Source organism: Enterobacter cloacae complex sp. 2022EL-00788 (assembly GCF_026627565.1).
Lineage (GTDB): Bacteria > Pseudomonadota > Gammaproteobacteria > Enterobacterales > Enterobacteriaceae > Enterobacter > Enterobacter pasteurii.
Genome location: NZ_JAPNMC010000001.1, coordinates 402,337 through 423,800 on the forward strand (window position 1 = coordinate 402,337; position 21,464 = coordinate 423,800).

Annotated in this window: 19 protein-coding genes; 14 read left to right on the top strand and 5 right to left on the bottom strand. The window is 56.7% G+C overall.

What is annotated here, in order from left to right; translation table 11 throughout:
* Positions 1–140: 140 nt before the first annotated feature.
* The 6 genes from OWK27_RS01880 to uspE all read left to right on the top strand — a co-directional run bounded on the left by OWK27_RS01880 (position 141) and on the right by uspE (position 7,014).
* The gene (locus OWK27_RS01880) at positions 141–1,451 is read left to right on the top strand and encodes a M20 family metallo-hydrolase (protein ID WP_267589695.1); all 1,311 of its coding nucleotides are present in this window, start codon (positions 141–143) and stop codon (positions 1,449–1,451) included.
* Entirely contained in the window at positions 1,451–2,896 is a 1,446-nt protein-coding gene (locus tag OWK27_RS01885) for a M20 family metallopeptidase (protein WP_267589696.1), read from the top strand. Before OWK27_RS01880 ends, OWK27_RS01885 begins: the two co-directional genes overlap by 1 nt.
* A gap of 41 nt (positions 2,897–2,937) precedes the next feature.
* Entirely contained in the window at positions 2,938–4,464 is a 1,527-nt protein-coding gene (abgT, locus tag OWK27_RS01890; RefSeq protein WP_148418827.1) for a p-aminobenzoyl-glutamate transporter, read from the top strand.
* A 10-nt stretch (positions 4,465–4,474) separates the two neighbouring features.
* On the top strand, positions 4,475–4,990 hold the full coding sequence (gene ogt / locus OWK27_RS01895) for a methylated-DNA--[protein]-cysteine S-methyltransferase (RefSeq protein ID WP_267589697.1): 516 nt from the start codon (positions 4,475–4,477) through the stop codon (positions 4,988–4,990).
* 183 nt (positions 4,991–5,173) lie between these two features.
* Complete coding sequence (gene fnr, locus OWK27_RS01900) at positions 5,174–5,926, top strand: fumarate/nitrate reduction transcriptional regulator Fnr (RefSeq protein WP_014070017.1); 753 nt, start codon at positions 5,174–5,176, stop codon at positions 5,924–5,926.
* A gap of 137 nt (positions 5,927–6,063) precedes the next feature.
* The gene (uspE, locus tag OWK27_RS01905; RefSeq protein WP_267589698.1) at positions 6,064–7,014 is read left to right on the top strand and encodes a universal stress protein UspE; all 951 of its coding nucleotides are present in this window, start codon (positions 6,064–6,066) and stop codon (positions 7,012–7,014) included.
* Between the two features lie 36 nt (positions 7,015–7,050).
* Here the strand turns inward: uspE and OWK27_RS01910 are convergent, their stop codons facing one another.
* The 3 genes from OWK27_RS01910 to pntA all read right to left on the bottom strand — a co-directional run bounded on the left by OWK27_RS01910 (position 7,051) and on the right by pntA (position 11,199).
* The gene (locus tag OWK27_RS01910) at positions 7,051–8,163 is read right to left on the bottom strand and encodes a mechanosensitive ion channel family protein (protein WP_148418832.1); all 1,113 of its coding nucleotides are present in this window, start codon (positions 8,161–8,163) and stop codon (positions 7,051–7,053) included.
* 107 nt (positions 8,164–8,270) lie between these two features.
* On the bottom strand, positions 8,271–9,659 hold the full coding sequence (gene pntB, locus OWK27_RS01915) for a Re/Si-specific NAD(P)(+) transhydrogenase subunit beta (RefSeq protein ID WP_148418834.1): 1,389 nt from the start codon (positions 9,657–9,659) through the stop codon (positions 8,271–8,273).
* Between the two features lie 10 nt (positions 9,660–9,669).
* Complete coding sequence (pntA, locus tag OWK27_RS01920; protein ID WP_267589699.1) at positions 9,670–11,199, bottom strand: Re/Si-specific NAD(P)(+) transhydrogenase subunit alpha; 1,530 nt, start codon at positions 11,197–11,199, stop codon at positions 9,670–9,672.
* A 535-nt stretch (positions 11,200–11,734) separates the two neighbouring features.
* Between pntA and ydgH the strand changes: the two genes are divergently transcribed.
* From ydgH to folM, 3 genes are all read left to right on the top strand, one after another.
* The gene (gene ydgH / locus OWK27_RS01925) at positions 11,735–12,679 is read left to right on the top strand and encodes a DUF1471 family protein YdgH (RefSeq protein ID WP_148418838.1); all 945 of its coding nucleotides are present in this window, start codon (positions 11,735–11,737) and stop codon (positions 12,677–12,679) included.
* A gap of 185 nt (positions 12,680–12,864) precedes the next feature.
* A complete protein-coding gene (locus OWK27_RS01930; protein WP_267589700.1) occupies positions 12,865–14,247 on the top strand; it encodes an amino acid permease in 1,383 nt (460 codons plus the stop codon).
* Positions 14,248–14,286: 39 nt separating this feature from the next.
* Entirely contained in the window at positions 14,287–15,009 is a 723-nt protein-coding gene (folM, locus tag OWK27_RS01935; protein ID WP_193356179.1) for a dihydromonapterin reductase, read from the top strand.
* On the opposite strand, the gene OWK27_RS01940 is transcribed toward folM, so the two are convergent.
* On the bottom strand, positions 15,006–15,341 hold the full coding sequence (locus tag OWK27_RS01940) for a GlpM family protein (protein ID WP_032670034.1): 336 nt from the start codon (positions 15,339–15,341) through the stop codon (positions 15,006–15,008). The genes folM and OWK27_RS01940 overlap by 4 nt on opposite strands.
* A 129-nt stretch (positions 15,342–15,470) precedes the next feature.
* Here OWK27_RS01940 and rstA point away from each other — a divergent pair, with 129 nt between their 5' ends.
* The 5 genes from rstA to tus all read left to right on the top strand — a co-directional run bounded on the left by rstA (position 15,471) and on the right by tus (position 19,972).
* Positions 15,471–16,187, top strand: coding sequence for a two-component system response regulator RstA (rstA, locus tag OWK27_RS01945; protein ID WP_148418843.1), 717 nt, complete (start codon positions 15,471–15,473; stop codon positions 16,185–16,187).
* Between the two features lie 335 nt (positions 16,188–16,522).
* Positions 16,523–16,783 carry a hypothetical protein gene (locus tag OWK27_RS01950; protein WP_267589701.1) on the top strand — a complete coding sequence of 87 codons (261 nt, stop codon included), beginning with the start codon at positions 16,523–16,525 and terminating at the stop codon, positions 16,781–16,783.
* A 309-nt stretch (positions 16,784–17,092) separates the two neighbouring features.
* The gene (gene iraM, locus OWK27_RS01955) at positions 17,093–17,461 is read left to right on the top strand and encodes an anti-adapter protein IraM (protein ID WP_148418846.1); all 369 of its coding nucleotides are present in this window, start codon (positions 17,093–17,095) and stop codon (positions 17,459–17,461) included.
* Positions 17,462–17,669: 208 nt separating this feature from the next.
* The gene (gene rstB, locus OWK27_RS01960; RefSeq protein ID WP_267589702.1) at positions 17,670–18,968 is read left to right on the top strand and encodes a two-component system sensor histidine kinase RstB; all 1,299 of its coding nucleotides are present in this window, start codon (positions 17,670–17,672) and stop codon (positions 18,966–18,968) included.
* 74 nt (positions 18,969–19,042) lie between these two features.
* On the top strand, positions 19,043–19,972 hold the full coding sequence (gene tus, locus OWK27_RS01965; protein WP_267589703.1) for a DNA replication terminus site-binding protein: 930 nt from the start codon (positions 19,043–19,045) through the stop codon (positions 19,970–19,972).
* Here the strand turns inward: tus and fumC are convergent, their stop codons facing one another.
* Positions 19,973–21,367 (bottom strand): class II fumarate hydratase, encoded by a 1,395-nt coding sequence (gene fumC / locus OWK27_RS01970; RefSeq protein ID WP_267589704.1) that lies wholly within the window; start codon positions 21,365–21,367, stop codon positions 19,973–19,975. It abuts the gene before it with no gap.
* Positions 21,368–21,464 lie beyond the last annotated feature (97 nt).

The window sequence follows — 21,464 nt, forward strand, 5'->3', positions numbered from 1 at the left end:
AAACTGTCATCTACTTTAATGGAAAGGGATGTGCGAGGGTAATTCCTGAACGGTTAAAACTGTGAAAAATCGGTTAGTGATAAGTAAAAACTATCACAGCGTGAAGCAGTTCACATATTTTAATGATGACAGGAACAGATATGGACACACTGGCGCAGTACATCCAGACGTTAACCCCGCAGCTGAGCGCGTGGCGTCGCGATTTTCACCATTTTGCGGAATCCGGCTGGGTAGAGTTTCGTACCGCGGCGAAAGTTGCGGAAATCCTCGACTCGCTGGGTTACGAACTGGCGATGGGCCGCGACGTGGTGGACGCCGAAAGCCGAATGGGGTTGCCCGACGATGCGACCCTTTCGCGAGAGTTTGACCGGGCCCGCGCGCAGGGCGCGCCCGAGAAATGGCTCGCCCCGTTCGAGGGGGGATTCACCGGCATCGTCGCTACCCTGAATACCGGCCGTCCCGGCCCGACCCTGGCCTTTCGCGTGGACATGGACGCGCTTGATCTGAGCGAGGCGCTTGACGACAGCCATCGCCCGTTCCGCGAGGGTTTTGCCTCCTGCAACCCCGGCATGATGCACGCCTGCGGCCACGACGGGCACACCACCATCGGCCTGGGTCTGGCGCGGGTGCTTAAGCAGAATGAAGCGCGGCTCAACGGCACCGTCAGGCTGATCTTCCAGCCCGCCGAAGAGGGCACGCGCGGCGCGCGCGCCATGGTAGCCGCAGGCGCGCTGGACGGCGTGGACTATTTTACCGCCATCCACATAGGGACCGGCGTGCCTGCCGGAACGGCGGTCTGCGGCAGCGATAACTTTATGGCGACCACCAAATTTGACGCGCGCTTTACCGGCGTCGCCGCACACGCGGGCGGTAAGCCGGAGGATGGACGTAACGCCCTGCTCGCGGCGGCCCAGGCCGCTATCGCGCTGCACGGCATTGCGCCCCACAGCGAAGGCGCGTCCCGCGTCAACGTGGGGGTGATGCAGGCGGGCAGCGGACGCAACGTGGTGCCCGCCAGCGCGCTGCTTAAGGTTGAAACCCGCGGCGAAAGCGACGCAATTAACCAGTACGTCTTTGACCGCGCGCAGGCGGTAATTCAAGGCGCAGCGGCGCTTTACGGCGTTTCGGCTGAGATAAGCCTGATGGGAGCGGCGACCTCCAGCGCCCCCTCTCCGGCCTGGGTCGACTACCTTCGCGAACAGGCAGGCCAGGTATCCGGCATTGCTCACACCATTGACAGGGTCAACGCGCCTGCCGGCTCCGAAGATGCGACGCTGATGATGGCCCGCGTGCAGCAGAACGGCGGAATGGCCTCCTACATGGTGTTCGGCACCGGGCTGAGCGCCGGACATCACAACGAAAAATTCGATTTCGATGAGCAGGTGATGAACGTTGCCATCGAAACGCTGGCGCGAGCTGCGCTTAATTTCCCGTGGACGCGAGGTGTGTAATGCAGGAGAACTACGCTTTTATCGCCGATGCCGTCGACACGCGATGTCGGACGTTTACCGATATTGCCGACGACATCTGGGATCATCCCGAAACGCGTTTTGAAGAGTTCTGGTCAGCCGAACGGCTTGCCGGCGCGCTGGAGGCCGAGGGTTTTACCCTGACGCGGGAAGCCGGCGGCATTCCCAACGCCTTTATTGCCAGCTACGGCAGCGGCAGGCCCGTTGTTGCCCTGCTGGGCGAGTACGACGCGCTGGCAGGATTAAGCCAGCAGGCACATTGCGCGACGGCGCAATCCGCCACGCCGGGGGCGAACGGCCACGGCTGCGGGCATAACCTGTTAGGTACCGCTGCCGTGGCCGCCGCGGTGGCGGTGAAAAGCTGGCTGGAGCAGCACGGCGGCGGCGGAACGGTGCGTTTTTACGGCTGCCCGGGCGAGGAAGGCGGCTCAGGTAAAACCTTCATGGTGCGTGAAGGGTTATTTGACGATGTGGACGCCGCCGTCACCTGGCACCCGGAAGCCTTCGCCGGGATGTTTAACGTCAGCACGCTGGCCAATATTCAGGCCGCCTGGCGGTTTAAGGGGATCGCGGCCCATGCGGCAAACTCTCCGCATCTGGGACGCAGCGCGCTGGACGCCGTGACGCTGATGACCACCGGCACCAACTTCCTCAACGAACACATCATTGAGAAAGCGCGCGTCCATTACGCCATTACCGATACCGGCGGGATTTCGCCCAACGTGGTGCAGGCGCAGGCGGAGGTGCTGTACCTGATCCGCGCCCCGGAGATGGCCGATGCGCAGCAGATTTACGAACGCATCGAGAAAATCGCCCAGGGGGCGGCGATGATGACCGAAACCACCGTCGAGTGTCGCTTTGATAAAGCCTGCTCAAGCTATCTGCCAAACCGCACGCTCGAGGCGGCGATGTACCGCGCGTTGCAGCATTACGGCACGCCGGCATGGACGGAAGAGGAGCGCGACTTCGCCCGTGAAATTCGGGCTACGCTGACCCCGAACGACCTGCAAAACAGCCTGAAAAATATTGCCGCCACCGGTGGGGAGTTGGGTAAAGCCTTTGCCCGCCGTCACCAGGAGACGCTGCTGGTGGATGAAGTCGCCCCCTATGCCATCACCGACAACGTGCTGGCAGGGTCAACCGACGTGGGCGACGTCAGCTGGAAAATGCCTGTCGCCCAGTGCTTCAGCCCCTGCTTTACCGTTGGCACGCCGCTGCATACCTGGCAACTCGTGGCGCAGGGGCGTACCTCCATTGCCCATAAAGGCATGCTGCTGGCCGGAAAAGTGATGGGGGCCACGGCGCTCAACCTGCTACAGGATGCCGACCTGCTGAATAAATGCCGTGAAGAGTTCGAACAACAAACACAAGAAAAACCGTACGCGTGTCCGATCCCACCGGGCGTGACGCCGTCACCTTTAAAATAAAAAAACACAACACAACAACACAACAGTCCCGAGGAACGCCCATGAGTATGTCATCCATACCTTCGCATTCCCCATCCGGTAAGCTCTATGGCTGGGTTGAAAGGATCGGCAATAAAGTGCCGCACCCTTTCCTGCTTTTTATCTATCTGATTGTAATTTTGATGGTCGCGACTGCCGTGCTGTCGGCCTTTGATGTCAGCGTGCGCAGCCCGGCCGACGGCAGCATGGTGGCGGTAAAAAACCTGCTCAGCGTTGAAGGGCTGCACTGGTTTTTACCGAACGTAATTAAAAACTTCAGCGGGTTTGCCCCCCTGGGCGCCATTCTGGCGCTGGTGCTGGGAGCGGGACTGGCCGAACGCGTGGGCCTGCTGCCCGCGCTGATGGTGAAGATGGCCTCTCACGTCAGCGCGCGCTACGCCAGCTACATGGTGCTGTTTATCGCCTTTTTCAGCCATATCTCGTCCGACGCCGCGCTGGTGATCATGCCGCCGATGGGGGCGCTGATTTTCCTCGCCGTTGGCCGCCATCCTGTTGCAGGGCTGCTGTCGGCGATAGCGGGCGTGGGCTGCGGATTTACCGCTAACCTGCTGATCGTCACCACCGACGTGCTGCTTTCCGGCATCAGCACCGAGGCCGCCAAAACCATCGACGCCGCCGTGCACGTCAGCGTGATCGACAACTGGTACTTTATGGCCAGCTCGGTGATTGTCCTGACGATTGTCGGCGGGCTGATTACCGATAAAATCATCGAGCCGCGCCTGGGTAAATGGGAAGGCCGCAGCGATGAAAAGCTGGAGACGCTGAGCAAAGAGCAGCAGTTTGGCCTGCGCGTCGCGGGGATCGTCTCGCTGGCGTTTATCGCGGCGGTGGCGCTGATGGTGGTGCCGGAAAACGGCGTGCTTCGCGACCCGGTTAAGCACACCGTTCTGCCCTCGCCCTTCATTCAGGGCATTGTGCCGCTGATTATCCTCTTCTTCTTTGTCGTTTCGCTCGCGTACGGCATCGCCACCGGCAAAATACGCCGACAGGGGGATCTGCCGCATCTGATGATCGAGCCGATGAAAGAGATGGCCGGGTTCATTGTGATGGTGTTTCCGCTGGCGCAGTTCGTGGCCATGTTTAACTGGAGCAACATGGGCAAGTTTATGGCCGTTAGCCTGACGGACGCGCTGGAGGCAGCGGGATTAAGCGGCGTTCCGGCGTTTGTTGGCCTGGCGCTGCTGTCATCCCTGCTGTGCATGTTTATTGCCAGCGGTTCGGCCATCTGGTCAATTCTGGCCCCCATCTTTGTACCGATGTTTATGATGCTGGGCTTCCACCCGGCGTTCGCCCAGATCCTGTTCCGCGTCGCCGACTCGTCGGTGATCCCGCTGGCGCCCGTCTCCCCCTTCGTGCCGCTGTTTTTGGGCTTCCTGCAACGCTACAGGCCGGAGGCCAGACTGGGTACCTACTATTCGCTGGTCTTGCCCTATCCGCTTATCTTTTTAGGGGTATGGCTGGTGATGCTGGTGGCGTGGTATCTTGTCGGCCTGCCGATTGGGCCGGGTATTTACCCGAGGCTGAACTGAAGGAATATTGATGCTGAGATTACTCGAAGACAAGATTGCGACGCCGCTGGGTCCGCTGTGGGTTATCGCGGATGAAGCGTTCAATCTGCGCGCCGTTGAATGGGAAGAACACAGCGACCGGATGGTTGAGCTGCTCAACATCCATTATCGCGCCCAGGGTTACGAGCGCATCGCTGCCAGCAATCCGGGCGGGCTAAGCGATAAGCTGACGGCCTACTTCGAAGGCGATCTCGGCATCATTACTACCCTGCCAACCGCTACGGCTGGAACCCCTTTTCAGCGCGAGGTGTGGCAGGCGCTGCGTGATATCCCCTGTGGCCAGGTGATGCATTATGGTCAGCTGGCAGAGCAGCTTGGCCGTGCCGGCGCGGCGCGCGCGGTGGGCGCGGCAAACGGCTCTAACCCAATCAGCATTGTCGTGCCTTGCCACCGCGTCATTGGACGCAACGGCACCATGACCGGCTATGCCGGGGGCGTGCAGCGCAAGGAGTGGCTGCTGCGTCATGAAGGGTATCTGCTGCTGTAGCTCCCAGGCTTTTAGTGCTTAATTTTCTTCCGGTTAGGCCAATAATCCTTAATCATTCTGTGGAATTTCAATGAGATGGCAACACGTTGCCGTCTCTTGTCGCTATTGGGGGGTTGCCAGGCTTACGTACTTACCAAAAAGATGTTAAAATTGACCAATATCAATTAAGGCTTGAGCAAACCTATGATCCCGGAAAAGCGAATTATACGACGCATTCAGTCTGGCGGTTGTGCTATCCATTGCCAGGATTGCAGCATCAGCCAGCTCTGTATCCCGTTTACCCTGAATGAGCACGAACTCGATCAGCTTGACAACATCATCGAGCGCAAAAAGCCTATTCAGAAAGGGCAGACGCTGTTTAAGGCGGGAGACGAACTGAAATCGCTCTATGCTATCCGTTCTGGCACCATCAAAAGCTACACCATCACCGAACAGGGCGACGAGCAGATCACCGGCTTCCACCTGGCGGGCGACCTGGTAGGCTTTGACGCCATCGGCACAGGCCATCACCCGAGCTTTGCTCAGGCGCTGGAAACTTCTATGGTCTGCGAAATCCCGTTTGAGACGCTGGACGATCTCTCCGGTAAGATGCCGAACCTGCGTCAGCAGATGATGCGTCTGATGAGCGGTGAGATCAAGGGCGATCAGGACATGATCCTGCTGCTTTCCAAGAAGAATGCTGAAGAGCGTCTGGCTGCCTTTATCTATAACCTCTCCCGCCGTTTCGCGGAACGTGGTTTCTCACCGCGTGAATTCCGTCTGACCATGACGCGTGGCGATATCGGTAACTATCTGGGCCTGACCGTGGAAACCATCAGCCGTCTGCTGGGTCGTTTCCAGAAGAGCGGCATGCTGGCGGTGAAAGGTAAGTACATCACCATCGAAAACGGCGAAGCGCTGGCGGTTCTGGCCGGTCACTCCCGCAACGTGGCATAACCCTCCCGGATAACGAATGCCAGGTCGATAAATTTTCGTAATTATTGATCTGGCAAAAACTTCCCCCCTGTTTCATTCAAGATATATAGGTTACTCTTTTACTTACAGACTGTGGTGACAGTAGTAAGGAGACCTGTATGGCAAAGTATCAAAACATGCTGGTGGCTATCGATCCTAATCAGGACGATCAGCCGGCATTACGACGTGCTGTGTATTTACATCAACGGATTGGTGGCAAAATTAAAGCGTTTTTGCCGATTTATGACTTCTCATACGAGATGACCACCCTTCTGTCGCCTGACGAGCGTACCGCTATGCGTCAGGGAGTGATCGGCCAGCGTACCGCGTGGATCCGCGAGCAGGCGAAATATTACCTGGAAGCGGGCGTACCTATCGATATCAAAGTGGTCTGGCACAACAGGCCTTTCGAAGCTATTATCCAGGAAGTGGTGGCCGGCGGGCATGACCTGCTGCTGAAAATGGCGCACCAGCACGACAAGCTGGAATCCGTTATCTTCACCCCAACCGACTGGCACCTGCTGCGCAAATGCCCTTGCCCGGTATGGATGGTGAAAGATCAGCCGTGGCCCGAGGGCGGCAAAGCCGTCGTGGCGGTCAACCTGGCCAGCGAAGAGGATTATCACAATTCGCTGAACGAGAAGCTGGTGAAGGAGACCCTTCAGCTTGCCGACCAGGTAAACCACACCGAAGTGCATCTGGTGGGGGCGTATCCGGTTACGCCAATCAATATCGCCATCGAACTGCCTGAATTTGATCCGAGCGTGTATAACGACGCGATTCGCGGCCAGCATCTGCTGGCTATGAAGGCGCTGCGCCAGAAATTCAGCATTGACGAGAACATGACCCACGTAGAAAAAGGGTTACCGGAAGAGGTTATTCCGGACCTGGCGGAACATTTGCAGGCCGGGATTGTGGTGCTGGGCACCATCGGTCGTACCGGTATTTCTGCCGCGTTCCTGGGGAATACCGCCGAGCAGGTCATCGACCATCTGCGCTGCGACCTGTTGGTCATTAAACCGGACCAGTACCAGACGCCGGTTGAACTGGACGACGATGAGGACGATTAATCAAAAGTGAAAGCCCGCCGGTAAGGCGGGCTTTTTTTATTGCGCTTCGCTCACGCGTTGCGGTGGCGCCTCGTCGCCAGCATTCATCCAGGGCGCGTGCAGAACCATGCTCGGCAGCGCCAGCCTGATCTCCTGCTGGTTTAGCCCTTCCAGAATACGGATATTGATCTCCTGCTGAATATCCATGTACTTGTTGTAATCCGCCGTATTGACGATATGGACAACCTCGAAGGTCAGGCGATCGCGATCGAAGCCCAGGAAATGGGCGCGGTCAAACTTCGTTTCGCCGACGTCCGTGATGATCTGCTTCACCATTTCGCCCACGGAGCGCAGCTTGTCCGGCGCCGTGTCGCTGGCCACGCCAAAGGTAAAGACGATCCGCCGCGTCTGCATTCGCTTATAGTTATGCAGCGTCTGTTGCAGCAGAATGGCGTTCCCGCAGACAATCTGCTCCCCGCTCAGGCTGCGGATGCGGGTGGTTTTCAGGCCAATATGCTCTACCGTCCCCGCCACGTCGTTGAACACCACAAAATCGCCAATCTCGAACGGCTTGTCAAAGCCGATGGAAAGGGATGCAAAGACATCGCTCAGGATCGTTTGCACCGCGAGGGCGATAGCGATACCCCCTACCCCAAGGCTGGCAACCAGAGCAGTGATGTTGACGCCCGCGTTAGCAAGAATAGACAGCAGCATCACTGACCAGACGATGGCACGGAGGATAAGCCCCGTGATCACCAGCGTAACCGGATTTTTATGGCTTCCCGGCGCCAGCATGACGTGACGAAGCCACGACACAACCCCCTGATCCATCCACAGCGCCACCTGGATCGCGAAGACCAGGAACCAGGCGTGGCTCACGGTGCCAAAAAGACGATCGGGTAAGTCAACGAAACGCAGGCTGAAGAGCAGCGCCACCACAAAAAGCAGGAAGCGGCTGGTGCGGTTAAGCATATCCGTCAGGATAAAGCGCATCCGGTTAGTGGTTGGGTGCTTGTCGCCCCAGGTGGTGATGCCTTTCTTAACGAACGCGATCAGGCGCGTCAGCAGCCAGTACACCAGCAGCGTCACAAAGACAACCGTGGCGACACCAATCCAGAACGCTGGCGTCATCATCAGCTCTATGATGTCGAAGCGGGACAAAAATTGCATTACACCTCCTCGTATTACACAAAGGGTAAAGTATAGACAGAGGAGAAACGCTGGCCGCAGAAATAAGAAAACCGCCCCGAAGAGCGGTTTGTCAGGATGACGCTGAATTACAGCGCTTTCAGAATCGCATCCACGCTGGCCTTGGCGTCGCCAAACAGCATGTGGGTATTTTCCTTGAAGAAAAGCGGGTTCTGAACGCCAGCATAGCCGGTGTTCATGGAGCGCTTGAAGACAATCACGTTCTGCGCTTTCCACACTTCCAGAACGGGCATGCCCGCAATCGGGCTACGCGGATCGTCCTGTGCCGCCGGGTTAACGGTGTCGTTGGCGCCAATGACCAGCACGGTGTCGGTATCGGCGAAATCATCGTTGATCTCGTCCATCTCCAGCACGATGTCGTAAGGCACTTTCGCTTCCGCCAGCAGCACGTTCATGTGGCCCGGCAGACGCCCCGCCACCGGGTGAATACCAAAGCGAACCTTGATCCCGCGCGCGCGCAGCTTCTCGGTGATTTCCGCCACCGGATACTGCGCCTGCGCCACCGCCATGCCGTAGCCCGGGGTGATGATGACGGAATGCGAGTTTTTCAGCATCTCGGCGGTCTCTTCCGCGCCGATCTCGCGGTGCTCGCCCACTTCCTCATCAGAGCCGGTAGAGGAGCCGTCCGTGCCGAAGCCACCGGCGATGACGCTGATAAACGAACGGTTCATCGCCTTACACATGATGTAAGAAAGGATCGCACCGGAAGAGCCCACCAGCGCACCGGTGACAATCAGCAGGTCGTTGCTCAGCATGAAGCCAGCCGCCGCCGCTGCCCAACCGGAGTAGGAGTTCAGCATGGAAACCACCACCGGCATGTCGGCCCCGCCGATAGAGGCCACCAGATGCCAGCCGAACGCCAGCGCGATGATGGTCATCACCAGGAGAGCCAGCACCTGCAGGCCTACGCTTTCGGTACGAACGAAGACCACCAGCAGCACAAAGGAAACCACCAGCGCCGCGAGGTTCAGCTTGTGGCGGTTAGGCAGCATCAGCGGCTTAGACGAAATCTTCCCGCGCAGTTTGCCAAACGCCACGATCGACCCGGTGAAGGTGACCGCACCGATGAAGATGCCGAGGAACACTTCGGTGAGGTGAATGTTCACCAGAATCGGCTCCAGGCCCGGTTCGTGGTACAGGTAGCTGTTAAAGCCCACCAGCACCGCCGCCAGCCCCACGAAGCTGTGCAGGATCGCAACCAGCTCCGGCATCTCGGTCATTTCAACGCGTTTCGCCAGGCGAATACCAATCGCGCCGCCGATGATCATCGCCACCAGGATCCACGCCACGTTGCCGGTGTCCGGCCCGAAGATGGTGGCAATCAGCGCAATCGCCATCCCGGCGATACCAAAGTTATTTCCCTGCTGAGACGTTTCGTGCTTGGAAAGTCCCGCCAGACTGAAAATAAACAGGATTGCAGCAACAATGTATGCGGCTGTAACTAATCCTCCAGACATATGCTACCCCTTAGCCTTTAAGAAACATTTTCAGCATGCGCTGAGTCACGGTGAAGCCACCGAAAATATTGATACTGGCGATCAGCACCGCAATAAAGCTCAGGAAGCTTATCCAGCCGCCGTGACCAATCTGCAGCAATGCCCCCACCACGATAATCCCGGAGATGGCGTTGGTAACCGACATCAGCGGCGTATGCAGCGCATGTGAGACGTTCCACACGACGTAGTAGCCCACCACGCAGGAGAGCGCGAAGACGGTGAAGTGGCCGAGGAACTCTTTTGGCGCAACGTCCGCCAGCCAGCCGAACAGGATGATGACCAGCGCCATGATGGCGTATTTACGCCACGGTGAGGCAGGCTTCGCTGGCTCAACTGGCTCGGGCGCCGCTTTCGGGGCCGCCTGCGGCTGAGCGGAAACCTGGATCGGCGGTGCAGGCCAGGTGATTTCCCCTTCACGCACCACGGTCACGCCGCGCACCACCACATCGTCAAAATCAACGGTGATGTTGCCGTCTTTCTCTTTGCAGAGCAGCTTCAGCAGGTTAACGAGGTTAGTGCCGTACAGCTGAGAGGACTGGGTTGGCAGACGCCCCGGCAGGTCGGTATAACCGATCACCTTCACGCCGTTAGCGGTTGTAGTAACCTGGTTTGGCACGGTGTATTCACAGTTACCGCCGTTTTGCGCCGCCAGATCGACGATGACGCTGCCCGGCTGCATGGAATCGACCATTTCGCGGGTGATCAGCTTCGGTGCCGGTTTACCCGGAATCAGCGCGGTGGTGACAATAATGTCCACCTCTTTCGCCTGCGCGGCGAAAAGCGCCATTTCCGCTTTGATAAACGCTTCAGACATGACCTTCGCATAACCATCACCGCTGCCCGCTTCTTCCTTGAAGTCCAGCTCGAGGAACTCGGCGCCCATACTCTGCACCTGCTCCTTCACTTCCGGGCGGGTGTCAAACGCGCGGACGATAGCGCCCAGGCTGTTTGCCGCACCGATAGCCGCCAGGCCGGCCACGCCGGCACCAATCACCATCACTTTTGCAGGCGGCACTTTACCTGCCGCGGTGATCTGACCGGTAAAGAAGCGACCAAACTCATGGGCAGCTTCGACAATGGCGCGATAGCCGGCGATGTTCGCCATAGAGCTCAGCGCATCCAGAGACTGCGCGCGCGAAATACGCGGCACGGAGTCCATCGCCATCACGGTGACGCCGCGTGCCGCCAGCTTCTCCATCAGCTCCGGGTTTTGCGCTGGCCAGACAAAGCTCACCAGCGTGGTGCCGGCGTTCAGCAGTTCAATTTCACTCTCTTCCGGTGCGTTTACCTTCAGAATAATGGGTGATTGCCAGACCTCAGCACCGTCCACAACGTCCGCGCCAGCCTGAATAAAGGCCTCGTCGTCGAAACTTGCCAGTTTGCCTGCGCCGCTTTCAATCGCGACGGTGAACCCCAGCTTAAGCAGTTGCTCCACCGTTTTCGGTGTTGCCGCTACGCGGGTTTCATTGGCTAACCGTTCTTTTGGTACCCCAATACGCATAGTTTTCCCTTCCATCGGTTTTTGATGATGGTTTGTCGATAATTGCCCGCGGCTAGCTTCATTTTTCGCCAGTACCATAACGGCGAAGCATGATTAACCCCGGAAAATAAAACAGTAACAAACTTTCTATAACCTACTGAAAATAGCGCCCGCGATCTACCGCCAGAAAACACTATTTCTTACTTTATCTGTGAAAAATAAGCGATCGGGGTCACTGACAGAGATATTTACCTTTAATTCACCTTCATGACCGATAATTCGCGCAAGCGGAGCGGTAAAAACATGATATAGCGCCATAAGAGAACAACTTATTAACATTAAATTAACTTGTAAAAGTCATATGCTTTATCAGTTTTGCTTGTCAAACGCCTGTTTTTTCCACATATCACTAAATGTTATCGAATCAGGCGCTTCGGTGAGCACAGGCTGTGAAAAATGGCGCAGACAGCGACGGGTGTTCAATGCCATAATCGGGACCGTCTCAAATTAACAACAATACCAGTACATGGTTTGCGCAAGGCGAAGGATTATTTTTATGAAGCTTAAGAACACACTCCTGGCGTCCGCACTTCTATCCGCGACCGCCCTGTCCGCGAATGCCGCGACGGAGTTAACGCCGGAGCAAGCGGCAGCGTTAAAACCTTTTGACCAGACGGTCATTGTGGGCCGCTTTAACTCCATCGGCGACGGCGTTGCCGCCGCTTCTAAAGCCGCCGATAAAAAAGGCGCGGCTGCGTTTTACGTGCTCGATCAATCCGATCAGGGCAACAGCGGCAACCAGCGCGTGACCGTTGCGCTGTACAAAGATAACGCCCCTAAGGCAGATGAGCAGAAAAACCGCGTGATTAACGGCATCGTTGAGCTGCCGAAAGATCAGGCCGTTCAGCTGGAACCGTACGACACCGTCACCGTTCAGGGCTTCTACCGCAGCCAGCCAGAAGTTAACGATGTCATCACCAAAGCCGCGCGTGAAAAAGGTGCTTACGCTTTCTATATCGTGCGCCAGGTTGATGCCAACCAGGGCGGCAACCAGCGCATTACCGCATTCATCTATAAGCAGGATGCGAAAAAGCGCGTAGTACAAAGCCCGGATGCCATTCCTGCGAATTCTGAAGCCGGACGCGCCGCGTTAGCGAAGGGCGGCGAAGAAGCGAAGAAAGTTGAAATTCCGGGCGTAGCAACCTCTGCTGCACCAAGCGCTGAGGTGGGTCGTTTCTTTGAGACGCAATCCACGAAGGGTGGCCGTTACACCGTCACGTTACCGGACGGCACTAAAATTGAAGAGCTGAACAAAGCCACTGCCGCGCAGATGGTTCCGTTCGACAGCATCAAGTTTACCGGCAACTACGGCAACATGACCGAGATCTCCTATCAGGTGGCGAAGCGCGCTGCGAAGAAAGGCGCGAAGTACTATCACATTACCCGCCAGTGGCAGGAACGTGGTAACAACATGACCATCAGCGCCGATCTGTATAAGTAACAAAACGGTTTCACAAAGGCGGCACCGTGCCGCCTTTTTTGTTACTTTTTTTCTGATTTCTGCCACACGTCATTGCATGCGTCCGTGACACTCCGTAAAATCCCGCGCCTTAGTGTGATCCACCATTTTTATGCGCCTTAGCGAAATAATTATTCTGGGTTTGGACGTTTCATAACAGGAAGCCAATGGAAAAGAAACTTGGCCTGAGTGCTTTAACTGCACTCGTATTGAGCTCAATGCTGGGCGCGGGCGTATTCAGTTTGCCGCAGAATATGGCGGCCGTAGCCAGCCCTGCCGCGCTGCTGATCGGCTGGGGCATAACCGGTGCCGGAATTTTGCTGCTGGCGTTCGCCATGCTGCTGCTGACCCGCATCCGACCGGATCTGGACGGCGGCATATTCACCTACGCGCGCGAAGGCTTCGGCGAGCTGATTGGCTTCTGCTCCGCCTGGGGTTACTGGCTGTGCGCGGTGATCGCCAACGTCTCCTATCTGGTTATTGTCTTTTCGGCGCTCAGTTTCTTTACCGATACGCCCGAGCTGCGCCTGTTTGGCGACGGCAATACGTGGCAGTCCATCGTCGGCGCCTCGGTACTGCTGTGGATCGTTCACTGGCTGATTTTACGCGGCGTCCAGACCGCTGCAAGCATCAACCTGGTGGCAACGCTGGCCAAGCTGGTGCCGCTTGGCCTGTTCGTCGTGCTGGCCTTTCTGGCCTTCCGCCTGGACGTATTTAACCTCGACTTCAGCGGGATTGCGCTGGGGGTTCCCGTCTGGGAACAGGTAAAAAATACCATGCTGATCACCCTGTGGGTGTTCATCGGCGTAGAAGGTGCCGTCGTGGTCTCCGCGCGAGCGCGTAACAAGCGCGACGTGGGACGCGCCACGCTGCTGGCCGTGCTGGCGGCGCTGGGCGTTTATCTGCTGGTGACGCTGCTGTCGCTCGGCGTGGTGGCGCGCCCTGAGCTGGCTGAAATGCGCAACCCGTCGATGGCCGGGCTGATGGTGAAAATGATGGGCCCGTGGGGCGACGTAATTATCGCGGCGGGTCTGATTGTCTCCGTCTGCGGAGCGTACCTGAGCTGGACCATTATGGCCGCGGAAGTCCCGTTCCTGGCCGCCACCCACAAGGCGTTCCCGCGCCTCTTTGCGTGTCAGAATAAAAACAGCGCGCCTTCCGCCTCGCTGTGGCTCACCAACATCAGCGTACAGGTCTGTCTGGTGCTGATCTGGCTCACAGGTTCAGACTATAACACGCTGCTGACCATCGCCTCCGAGATGATTCTGGTACCCTATTTCTTAGTGGGCGCATATCTGTTAAAAATTGCGACCCGTCCGGCACACTATGCGGTGGGCGTCGGCGCCTGTATTTACGGGCTATGGTTGTTGTATGCTTCCGGGCCGATGCATCTGCTGCTGTCCGTGGTGCTGTACGCGCCAGGCCTGCTGGTGTTCATCTATGCTCGCCGCACGCATCAGCTTGAGAATGCCCTTCAGCGTCGCGAAATGGTGTTGATAGGTATGCTGTTAGTCGCTGCCGTACCGGCAACGTGGATGTTAATGGGATAGCGCCGCCTGTCCCATTGTTGAACTGAAAAGGAGAATACGATGGGACATACGCAGCAACGCCCAATACTAATCACTGGCGCAGGCCGCCGCATCGGCCTCGCCCTCGCCCATCACTTCCTCAATCTTCGCCATCCGGTCATTGTCAGTTACCGCACGGAATATCCCTCCATTGAAGGGCTGAGAAACGCCGGAGCCGTATGCATTCAGGCGGATTTTTCGACGGATGAGGGCATCCTCGCCTTTGCGGAAGCAGTGAAATCGACCACCAGCGGGCTGAGGGCGGTTATTCACAACGCCAGCACCTGGCTTCCTGAAAAAGCAGGCCACTCGCTCAGCGAAACGCTCGCCTGCATGATGCAAATCCACGTTAATGCCCCCTACTTGCTCAACCATGCCTTGCAGGATCTGCTGCGCGGGCACGGCCATGCCGCGGGCGACATCATCCACTTCACCGATTACGTGGTGGAGCGAGGAAGCGACAAGCACATCGCCTACGCGGCCAGCAAAGCTGCTCTGGATAACATGACGCGATCGTTTGCACGCAGGCTGGCGCCCGAGGTAAAGGTCAATGCAATTGCGCCGGCAATGATTTTGTTCAACGAGGGCGACGACGCGGAGTATCGTCAGCAGGCGCTCAACAAGTCGCTAATGAAAATTGCGCCCGGCGAGAAAGAGATTATCGACCTGATCGACTATCTGCTGACCAGCTGTTACGTCACCGGCCGAACCTTTGCCGTGGACGGAGGCCGTCCGCTGCGCTAGTGAAAGCGGCTCCAGAAGAAGATCAGCACCCAGGCGCTGAGGCTCCAGCAGACCACCGCTCCGCCCAGCGCCAGGGGCAGACGCAGAAAGCCGGTGAAGTACCACAACGACAGCAGATAGATAAAATACGGAATGATTGACCACATCCCGAAAACGATGGTGGCGCGCAGCGCCTCAATACCCCGCTCGGAGGCCACAATATAGTGGGCGATCAGCGCAAAGGTCGGGAAAAGCGGAATCAGCCCGGCAATGTAGTAATTTTTGGTTTTAGCCAGTACACCAATCAGCAGCACCACCAGCGCGCCAAGCGCGGCTTTTATCACCAGCCCCATGCTTTTTCCCTTTAACAATCAAATAACAATGTTATGCAGAATAACGGAACTCTGGCTAATTGAGAAAGATTAATGGAAGGTTAATGTTGTGCGGTGTATGTTGGCATTTTTCGCGATAACAGACGCAGTATGAATAAGATTGTTTATGTAGAAGATGAACCAGAAGTGGGGCAATTAATCGCCGCTTACCTGGGTAAACATGATATGGACGTGATTGTTGAGCCTCGCGGCGACCGCGCAGAGGACGTCGTCACCCGCGTAAACCCGGATCTGGTGCTGCTGGACATCATGCTGCCCGGTAAAGATGGCATGACGCTCTGCCGCGATCTGCGGGCGAAATGGGACGGGCCAATCGTGCTGCTGACCTCACTCGACAGCGATATGAACCATATTCTGTCGCTTGAGATGGGCGCCAATGACTACATACTCAAAACCACGCCTCCGGCGGTCCTGCTGGCCCGCCTGCGCCTTCACCTTCGCCAGCGTGCCGGCGCCGAGCGTGACGCGCCCGCTGGCTCGTTAACGCCGCATAAAGCGATGCGGTTCGGCACGCTGTCTATCGATCCCGTCAACCGCCAGGTTATGCTCGCCGGGGAGCAGATTTCGCTCTCGACGGCAGATTTTGACCTGCTGTGGGAACTGGCAACCCACGCCGGGCAAATTATGGATCGTGATGCGCTGCTGAAAAACCTGCGCGGCGTAAGCTACGACGGCATGGATCGCAGCGTGGACGTGGCGATTTCTCGCCTGCGAAAAAAGCTGCAGGACAGCGCCACCGAGCCCTACCGCATTAAAACCGTGCGTAACAAGGGCTACCTGTTTGCTCCGCACGCGTGGGAAACCTGATCTACATCCGCTGATGAAAAAGCACGTTGTGCTGCCCCGGCTTCCCGTTTCGTTCGAAAGCCGGGTATCGCTCGGCCTTATTCCCGACTAAGCGAATTTTATGTAAGAGTTTTCTTGCTATCGCGGCAAGAAGGCTCATAATTGACCTACGCGCCTCGTGCCATTCTTCACGGGTCATGCCAGCTGTAGCGTAATCGTCCAGGAGCCGCTACTGCAGATCGCCCTATCTCTACTCAATCATCAGTGCTTCTAATGTAGTGCAACGCTTCTAACAGCGACGTTGAAAGCCATTCTTCTCAAAAAAATCCTGAAATGAGGATTTAAGCCCATGAAATATGTATAGCTACGATGATGTAGATAGCATCAAAACCAATCTTGAATGGATTGTTCATCAGGCAGCGACTCACCATCCGCTACCCACCCCACACGACCAAAAAGCCATTTTTAATCTTCTGAAACTGATCCAGACCTACGAAGCGCTCCTTGAATTAATCAACGAATTTGGTATTTCTGTTATAGATGCGAATATCGCAGAAGGCCTGTCCGTTACGGAAAACCTGATAGCCAAACTGAAACGTCCCGGAGACGCAATTTAAATATTTTGAGCCTTGCCATTACGGTATGTTCTCCGGCGTAATGGCAATGATGCATACGGATAGTTCTTCAACATTCTTCACTATTGTTAAACCCCAATCCAGATCAAAATTTAACCGATAAATCATCATTCATAAAAAAAAACTCAAAAAAAACCCTTAGGCTGATAAGGATTACCTCCTTGAAATAAAAGGAATTATCCAAACATAATAAAAATAACGATCAATATCAATAGGTTACAAGATTGATCAAATTGAAATCCCGTGCTAAACAAAATTACAGGCTTATAATCCTAATCTGAGGAACCCGTAATGGCATGGCGAGTGTTAAGTTCTGTGATCTGCCCAAACACAGGCATTGTTTACTCATGCATCGTTGGTATGAAATTAATAAGGCTGATTATATGGTACGAAAGTGATATTTATTTAGTGCCGGGCGACAGAATTCATCCAACAAAAAATGGCATTTTCATTAACGGGGAATTTAGTCCGATATCACTTTATAACGTTTCGCCGTACCGGGAGGCATTATGGAACGAGATAAAAAATAAAATGTCCTGCCCTTTTAATAAAGATAATGAAACTGAAGACTGTGCATATTCAATACACTGTAACGCGCGCAAATGCCCTCACGGTTTTACCACCAATCCGCTAATAATAGGATTACGGCGTAATCATTAAATCCGTAACTTCTCACTGCGATTACAACGCTCTGATTCAATGAGAAATTCTAATGAGTCAGGGCTTTTCCTTTATGGCGACATCCTGTAAATGAAGTCATCGATGAGCCGTTACGGTGTTGTCAGCACGGTTAAACCCTGCTTTCATAGCAATACTGTTGGGGTGTGAACGCTGAAATACTTTCCGCGTAGTGTGCTGGTGGTTATTAATGAAAAAGCTGTTTGTACAGTTTTATCTTCTGCTGTTTGTCTGCTTCCTGGTGATGACCATGCTGGTCGGGCTGGTTTATAAGTTCACTGCCGAGCGCGCGGGCAGGCAGTCCCTTGACGACCTGATGAAAAGCTCGCTCTACCTGATGCGCAGCGAGCTGCGTGAAATACCGCCGCACGACTGGGCGCGCACGATGAAAGAGCTGGACCTTAACCTGTCGTTTGATCTGCGCATTGAGCCCATCAAGGATTTCGATCTGGAGCCGCCAGCAATGCAGCGCCTGCGGGACGGAGACATCGTGGCGCTGGACGAGAAGTATACTTTTATACAGCGAATCCCGCGTAGCCATTACGTTCTGGCCGTCGGCCCCGTGCCCTATCTCTATTATCTGCACCAGATGCGCCTGCTGGATCTCGCCCTGCTCGCCTTCATTGCCATCTCGCTCGCGCTCCCGGTTTTCATCTGGATGCGGCCGCACTGGCAGGACATGCTGAAGCTGGAATCCGCCGCGCAGCGTTTCGGGGAGGGTCATCTTACCGAACGTATTCACTTTGACAGCGGATCCGGCTTTGAGCGTCTCGGCATCGCCTTTAACCAGATGGCCGATAATATCAACGCCCTGATAGCCAGCAAGAAGCAGCTGATCGACGGCATCGCTCACGAGCTACGTACGCCGCTGGTGCGTCTGCGCTATCGTCTGGAGATGAGCGAGAATCTGACCGGTGCTGAATCGCAGGCGCTCAACCGGGATATCGGCCAGCTTGAAGCGCTCATTGAAGAGCTGCTGACCTATGCCCGCCTCGACCGGCCGCAGAACGAGCTGCACCTCAGCACCCCGGATCTCCCTGCCTGGTTACAGACACATATCAATGATGTGCAGAGCGTAAACCCGCAGCGCAGGCTGCTGACGGTCATTAAACCCGGCGATTACGGCGCGCTGGACATGCGCCTGATGGAGCGCGTGCTGGATAATCTGATGAATAACGCTATGCGGTACAGCGAGACCACGCTGCGTATCCGCTTAGATTTACAGGGAAGCCAGGCGAACCTCTCCGTGGAAGACGATGGGCCCGGCATTGAGCCGTCAGAACGGGAAAAGGTTTTCGAGCCGTTTGTGCGCCTCGATCCCAGCCGAGACCGCGCCACTGGCGGCTGCGGTCTCGGGCTGGCCATTGTCCGTTCCATTGCCCAGGCGATGGGCGGCTCGGTCCGTTGTGAAGAGAGCGAACTGGGCGGCGCCCGCTTCGTCTTTAGCTGGCCGATCTACCACAACATTCCCCTTCCCGTTCCTGCCTGACCTTCACCGCACGCTGGCCTGACCCGGCGTGCTGTGCTATACCATCAGTATGTTGTAACTAATTAGGGGCTGCTATGGCAACTTACGACCTCATCGAAAGGCTGAACGCCACGTTTCGGGAAATAGAACAGGAATTACTCACCCTGACGGCAGAATTACAGGGCTGTCGCCTGCTGGCCGCGCGCGTCTTCTCCCTGCCCGAGGTGGCGAAAGGGGCGGAACACGATCCGCTGGACACCATTGAGGTGACGCAGCATATCGGCAGCGCGGCGCTTGAGCTGACGTTGCAGCACTATCGCCGCCTGTTCATCCAGCAGCAGTCCGAAAACCGCAGCAGCAAGGCCGCCGTGCGCCTGCCCGGCGTTATCTGTCTGCAGACGGACACCAAGTCGCGTGAAGCGCTGGAGGCCAGAATTGCGCATATTAATGCGCTGAAGGCCGCCTTCGAGAAGATCGTGACCGTTGAATCCGGGCTGGCACCGGCTGCCCGTTTTGAGTGGGTGCATCGTCAGCTTCCCGGGCTGATAACCCTGAACGCCTACCGCACGCTGACGGTGCTGAACCACCCCGCCACGCTGCGCTTCGGCTGGGCGAATAAGCACATCATTAAAAATTTCACGCGCGATGAGATCCTGGCGCAGCTGGAGAAAAGCCTGAAATCACCGCGTACGGTCGCCCCGTGGTCGCGGGAACAGTGGATTGAGCGGCTGGAGCAGGAGTACCACAGCATTGCCTCCCTGCCGGCCGATGCTCGTCTGAAGATAAAGCGTCCCGTAAAGGTACAGCCTATCGCCCGCGTCTGGTATGCGGGGCAGCAAAAGCAGGTGCAGTATGCCTGCCCGACGCCGCTGATAGCGCTTTACGACGCCGATCGTGGTGCGGTGGTGCCGGACATCGGGGAGCTGCTTAACTACGATGCCGAAAACGTACAGCATCGCTATAAGCCCCAGGCGCAGCCGCTTAAGCTGATTATTCCGCGGCTGCACCTGTACGTGGCGGGATGATTACGTCTGGCTGCTGACCATCGCCTCCGGACGGACCCAGGCGTCAAACTCGGCGTCCGTCAGGTAGCCCAGCGCCAGCGCCGAGGCTTTTAGCGTCAGCCCCTCCTTGTGCGCTTTTTTGGCAATTTCGGCCGCTTTGTCGTAGCCGATGTGGGTGTTCAGCGCCGTTACCAGCATCAGGGACTCATTCAGCAGCTGGCCGATCCGCTCGCGATTTGGCTCAATGCCCACCGCACAGTGCTCGTTAAAGCTTTCCATGCCGTCTGCCAGCAGACGGATCGATTGCAGTACGTTGTGGATCACCATCGGACGATAGACGTTAAGCTCGAAGTTACCGGACGCGCCGCCCATGTTAACCGCCACGTCGTTGCCCATCACCTGGCAGCAGAGCATGGTCATGGCTTCACACTGGGTCGGGTTAACCTTCCCCGGCATGATGGAGCTGCCCGGCTCGTTTTCCGGGATGCTGATTTCGCCGATGCCGCAGCGCGGGCCGGAGGCCAGCCAGCGCACGTCGTTGGCAATTTTCATCAGCGAGGCGGCCAGCCCTTTCAGCGCGCCGTGCGCGTGGACCAGCGCGTCACAGGTTGCCAGCGCTTCAAACTTGTTAGGCGCGGTTACGAACGGCTGCCCGGCGATCTTCGCCAGCTCGTCCGCCACGCGCGCCGCGTATTCGGGATGGGTGTTTAACCCGGTACCGACCGCCGTCCCGCCGAGCGCCAGCTCCGCCAGATGCGGCAGGCTACCATCGATATGCTTAAGATTATGCTCCAGCATCGCCACCCAGCCGGAAATCTCCTGGCCGAGCGTCAGGGGGGTGGCGTCCTGCAGGTGCGTACGGCCGATTTTAACGATATCGCGGAAGGCCTGCGCTTTTTCATTAAGCGTGGATTTCAGGACGTTGAGCTGCGGAATGAGCTTTTCGCGGATGGCGATAACCGCCGCCACGTGCATCGCCGTCGGGAACACGTCGTTGGAGCTCTGACTTTTGTTGACGTCATCGTTCGGGTGTACCTTGCGCTCCATGCCGCGCACGCCGCCCAGCAGCTCGCTTGCCCGGTTCGCCAGCACCTCGTTCATGTTCATGTTGCTCTGGGTGCCGGAACCGGTCTGCCAGACGGCAAGCGGGAATTCGTCGGGGTGTTTACCCGCCAGCACTTCGTCTGCGGCGCGGATGATGGCCGTGGCTTTTTCGGCGTCCAGCAGGCCCAGATCCTGGTTCACTTTGGCAGCGGCGCGTTTGGTCAGCGCCAGCGCCTGAATTAGCGAGACGGGCATCTTCTCGGTTGAAATGCGGAAATGCTCCAGCGAACGCTGGGTTTGTGCGCCCCATAGCCTGTCGGCCGGAACCTCGATTGCGCCCATAGAGTCTTTCTCATGGCGTACCGTTGTCATTACTTTCTCCTTGATAACGCTGTCGGGATTGCTCACATGCTTAAGGGATAAGTATTGATGACTTCTGAGAAACGATATGGCGCTTTGTGCGCTCTTT